Source organism: Pseudomonas lundensis (assembly GCF_001042985.1).
In the GTDB taxonomy this organism is placed as follows: domain Bacteria; phylum Pseudomonadota; class Gammaproteobacteria; order Pseudomonadales; family Pseudomonadaceae; genus Aquipseudomonas; species Aquipseudomonas lundensis.
Genome location: NZ_JYKY01000054.1, coordinates 1 through 5,011 on the forward strand (window position 1 = coordinate 1; position 5,011 = coordinate 5,011).

The 5,011-nt window shown below is 48.0% G+C and carries 3 protein-coding genes and 1 pseudogene; 1 reads left to right on the top strand and 3 read right to left on the bottom strand.

Going from position 1 to position 5,011, the window contains the following annotated elements; genetic code table 11:
* Together TU74_RS24590 and TU74_RS22655 are read right to left on the bottom strand one after the other, a co-directional pair.
* Positions 1-286 (bottom strand): hypothetical protein (locus TU74_RS24590; protein WP_206540655.1); only part of this gene is annotated, 286 nt, incomplete at its 3' end.
* A gap of 38 nt (positions 287-324) precedes the next feature.
* Positions 325-3,264 (bottom strand): Tc toxin subunit A, encoded by a 2,940-nt coding sequence (locus TU74_RS22655; RefSeq protein ID WP_082149932.1) that lies wholly within the window; start codon positions 3,262-3,264, stop codon positions 325-327.
* Between the two features lie 690 nt (positions 3,265-3,954).
* On the opposite strand from TU74_RS22655, the gene TU74_RS23215 reads away from it, so the two are divergent.
* Positions 3,955-4,851 carry a hypothetical protein gene (locus TU74_RS23215; protein WP_053070083.1) on the top strand — a complete coding sequence of 299 codons (897 nt, stop codon included), beginning with the start codon at positions 3,955-3,957 and terminating at the stop codon, positions 4,849-4,851.
* 33 nt (positions 4,852-4,884) lie between these two features.
* Here TU74_RS23215 and TU74_RS24355 read toward each other — a convergent pair.
* Positions 4,885-5,011 (bottom strand): annotated as a pseudogene (locus TU74_RS24355) (IS5/IS1182 family transposase); the annotation flags it as partial.

Below are 5,011 nucleotides of genomic sequence, written 5' to 3' on the forward strand. Positions count from 1 at the left end.
TCGCAGCGTCTGTCGTTGAAAGAGCATCACCATAATGGTGACGCGCTCCTCGGTACTCAGGTGGTTGTATTGGGTAGACATGGCAACACCTTACATGAGGTGTTGCACTTGCTCCTTGAGACCGCCCATCCAGCAGCCAATAGTTGTATAAATCTTCAGGGGTGGAGCGGGGGGCCGACTCGATGGGGGCTTTATCTGTTTTAAGAGGATCGAAGGTGTACAAATAAAACGCCAGAAGCGCATCGCGGAATGTTTCGTTCACTTGCTGACTGAGTAATGACGACATGATAATTCCTTGTGCTCAATATTGTTGAACGAGACTATTTAGACAGACGCCGCAATCAGCGCCTCACCGACCTGTTTCCATTGAGGTCCCGATATATCAGAATTCAGATTTGTTGCCGCCAATATCAGCGATGCCGGAAGGCCTGTTTTATGAGATGTTTGATGGCAGCGTACAACCCAGTCAAGTTGAGCGATCGACTTGACGCGCGTGAAAGGTACATTTTCCAACAGCACCTTTATTTCTCCCGCGTCCCAGCCCAATAGCCGGCCAAGCAACATGGCCATCTGGTCATCATTGAGGGACTCGACACGATTGACCTGCGCCAAGTAATTAAAAAGACTGGCTTCACTCACACGGTAGGCGACCAGCATCAACTGAAACTGCGTCATTAAGTAAAGCGTATTCAGCGACAACTTTAAAAAGCCTTCAGGCAGGCTGCGTGAATCGAGCCAATGCGGATGGTTGATAAATGTCTGCAGAGCAGCTTGGCTAATGGGTAGTTTCAACGATGCAGCTGCATTGGGCACAGCCAGCATATTATTCTTCAACAATCGCCTGCTGTCTTGATTCCCCAGCGCAACCGTTATGCCGTGAACGATATGTTTGATTCTCTTTTCTTGGACCGAGGCAGGTTCTGCAGCCGTACCGCCCTGTGGAAATACGTCCAGCAAGGCCGCTTTCCAGGGCAACAATCGTTTATAAGCGGTATCCAGATAGGGTGCCAGTAACGACGCCATCTCTAAAACCGTTTCATCTTGAATTTTTTCAAGAGCAGAAGGGCTGATGTAGGCCTTGACCAACTTCTTGAGCGCGCTGTTCAGCTTGGGTAAATCAGGTGTTTCAGGAAGTAGCGGATGGACCTTTAAAATCGTTTTAATCAATACGTGACCTTTGGTGAATTTCAACAGTTCCAGCTGAAGTGCACCTTGCGTTGTCAGTTGAGAAAAATCAGCGTCGACCAAGACATAACGTTCAGTCTCAGCAAGCAGCTTTTCAAATGTGCTCAACTTTTCTTGCAACTCTCCATCCGGATCCATGTCATCCAGCAAGAGCTGACGTCGAATGGTTGAAAGACGAATGGCAGCACTGTTAAACCATTGGACGGCCCACTCCATTTGCATCAACACATCCAGAAAGTCAGGCGGTGTATTGCTGCCGCTCATTCTTAAAGAAGGGGTCACTAGCTGTTTGCTGTAATCCTTACCCCCCAACAACTCTGCACGCTGATACATTTCTGCCAACGATAGATTGAACAGACGAGCAATCCGAACTTGCCGATAAAAAGCACTAAAGGTGGCCACGTCCTTTTTTGTTTCTGGGCCATATTTGTGTAGCTGAGCGGCCATGACCCCGAAAGCATCACGCGTATTAGGGACACCCAAGCTTGCACATATCAGATAGACCACTTCCAGTGACGCATCATCTTGCGAGTCAGGTGTGAAAGCGCTGCCATCGAGTTTAAATGAAACGTTGAATGCCTCTTTACGGTTATAAACCCGGTCATACAACGAACGCGTGGTGCCAGATTGATGGACGGGCAGCTGATGCAGGAGTGCCGAAAACTCTTCAATCGACAGCGTGTAGTGCTGTTCAAGGTAGCGGTACACGCCCAAGGCTCGTAGCGTATTGTCATTGAGCATGACCTTATCGTTTTCCAGGTCTGCCTGTTTGACGCTGTAGACAAAATGCTTGACGTCGTTGAATGAGCATTTCATCCAGCGCTGCAATCGAATGATGCGTTGCGCCAGGTCGAGTTGCTCAGGTTTATCAAAATCCAAAGTGGCGACATTCCCCTCTTTTTTAATCGTGGGTAGTTTCAGCTCTGCATGAACATCCGACTGTTTACCGGGTAACTGTGTCGATTGAACTGGAAGGTACTTACCCAGCGAGAATAGCGCTTGCATGTGCTCGTCATTAAGATCTGTACTTTCCATAAACCATGAGGGTGTCTTTAAAGATTCATACGTGCTCCCAAGGACTTTTTTTGCGAACGCATCTTTTTCCTTCGCGGTTGCACCGAGATCTTTATTATCGGTTATCAATACCTGTTGATGAGGCCCGAGGTGAGCCAGCAAGCGTTGCGCTTCATAACTTTCCTGTTGAACCTTGCCGTAGGCGGTACTGGGCTGTTGAGTAACCGGCAGTGCCAGGCTGATTTTGTAATTTAACTCACCCAGTTTTAAGTGGTGAGCCCCGAGCGCTGAAACACACTGTTCATAAGGAAGATAGAAGGGCAGTTGCAAAGGATAACAATGTGTTTTTAACACGTATTCAACAGTGGCATTGCTGTATATGTCCTTATTGTCACGCAACGCTTTGGTTATGCCCTCATGGAGTAACTCATTGATGATATTCAACAGCGGGGTTTGCGCGTACACAGCGTTCGCATCAATCTTCAGATTCTCTAAAGAGGCACGGCGTGTAGAAAGTGTTTTTTTGGTTTGGTTTCCCGTACCGGTCTTTTCCAATTGCAGGGCAAACAGGTACAAGGCTCGCAGATACGCCACAGGCGAATCCATGGCCGCCAAGGACTGCGGGGCACATACCTGATTCGATTCCTGAGGAAACAGTGAGCAGTAAGTAGCACCTTTGGCAGATTGAGCTGACATTTGGCGTTTGACACGCTGATCTTCAGTCAGCGAATCGTTTTGCTGGCGGTGGAGAATTTCAAGTTGCACTGCATAGCTCAGCGCTTGATCGTAGATTTTTCCAGCCATTTCCTCAGCCGTGAACTCCGTCAGAATATTGCAAAACTCTTTTTTGGAAACACGCGCAATGTCGAAGACAGAGAACAGTTGGGCATCGACCATCTTTTTATTGAAGTTCTCCATGCCACTCATCGAAGAATCTGCAATAGCCGCCAGTGAGAGCACTAAATCAGTTGGCGAGTTGTTTAGCGCAGGAGCAATTATTTGCGACATATCAATAAATTCCAGAACGCCATGCAGGGAATCCGCAGGGCGTTCCGAAGCTAACATCGGCAAATGCTGGCCTCGGTCAGACCGTACCGTTTGATCGGTTAAGACTGATCGTTGAATGAGTAAGGGAACAGGCAGGATAAACAGAGTCGTGTAAGGCCGCGCAGAAGGACAATGACACGCAAAGCACGCACAGCAGCAGGAAACGGTAAAGCGAGCCAAAGATTGCTATACACGATTTAACAAGTGGGCGATGTAATATGTTCATAAGAAGCTCACAGCCCCGGGACTGCTGTCTCAATGCTTTAGAAAATAAAGCGATTGTTCATCGTTTGGCGTTCATAGGCCTTGTTTCACCACTCGCATCAGCCTCGTTGTCCAGACCTCTGACAGTCATCACCGCTTTTACGAATCTGAAAGCCAGCACAAACGTTTCCTCACCGCGTCTTGATGTTTGAACGTCTTGCTTGGTGAGAACACATCCAACGAGGAGCTAGGTCAACGTTCCTGCGTGGGCTAAAGCGCATTCGTCGCATTCTGAGATGGCGCTGAGCTATCATTGCAGTCCACTGTACAGATACGTGGAATTGGCTGTGGATTAAGAAGTGATTATGGGCTTCAAGCCTCTTCAGCCTTTCTCGGCAATCAGTGAAGACGTCTCTTGCCACCAGTACTTGGTTTGGCAGAGCAGATGCCAGGCTTCGGTGAGCGCGAGTCTCAACGGATCAGCAACAAGGGAAAATTTTGACGATGGAAAGTAACATCAGTAAGCAAGAGTTCGATGTGACAGCGGCGGGCGGTGTCCTAGGAGACTGCGCGCTGTGTGATAACAAAAATATCTTGCTGAAAGAGTCTCATAGCATCCCCAAATTCGCGTATGACTGGCTTAAAAAAACGTCAGCCACGCAATTCATTCGGGACACTCGAGACGTCAATATCCGACACCAAGATGGGCCAAAAAAACACCTTTTGTGCGGAGGTTGCGAAGGAAAACTCTCTATTTGGGAGAAAAAACTTGCCGAGGGTCTATTCAGAAAAATAGCGAACTACCAAAAGCAAAGCTCAATAGTAGTGATTAGCGATGAAATCCAGCTAGCTGTTTTGTCTGTTTTCTGGCGAGCGTTGCTTACTACTAACGACGATGAGAATAATCGAACAAGTGAAGATAAGGTTGTGGTAGATGCGTTTTTGGACGCGTCTAAACAAGACATATTAAACAATCGATGCAGCACGACTATTTATTTTGCGCCCTTCTACGGAGAGCCACCATTTTATGGCCTTCCAAAAGCTTACACTTATGGTATAGATCGTTCAATCGGATCTCAAGACATCCGATTCACTGATCACCCTCATCGGTATTTTGCAGTTTTTAAACTGCCTTTCATGTACTTCTACATCCTGAGCCCTGGCTGGCCCTACGAGGAAACAAGCCCGGCGACGAAACTTGAGGTCGGCGAGCTTGATGTCGGCAAGATTCAAGATGTACCGGGCATTTTGAAGCTCTACATCAAGAGGGGATATGAGGAGTTTTTGAAATCAAAAGCTGCGATGGACGAGGTTAACCAAGAGCAAATTCGACGGGAAGTCGAAAAGAGTGGAGGAAAAATTACTGGGTCGGATAAATCACTGCGCCGATCTGGTCAATAGCATACGGATCCGGAGAGGAAGCTGATCAGGGTTCTAGGCTCTGTACGTAAAGTATTGTCGCAAGCACCGCATAGCGCAGGCCAATGAGACCATCGCCGCAAAACTTGTTGCGAGCTTGTCGAAGCGCGTCACGATGCGACGGTTCTCCTTCAGCCAGCCA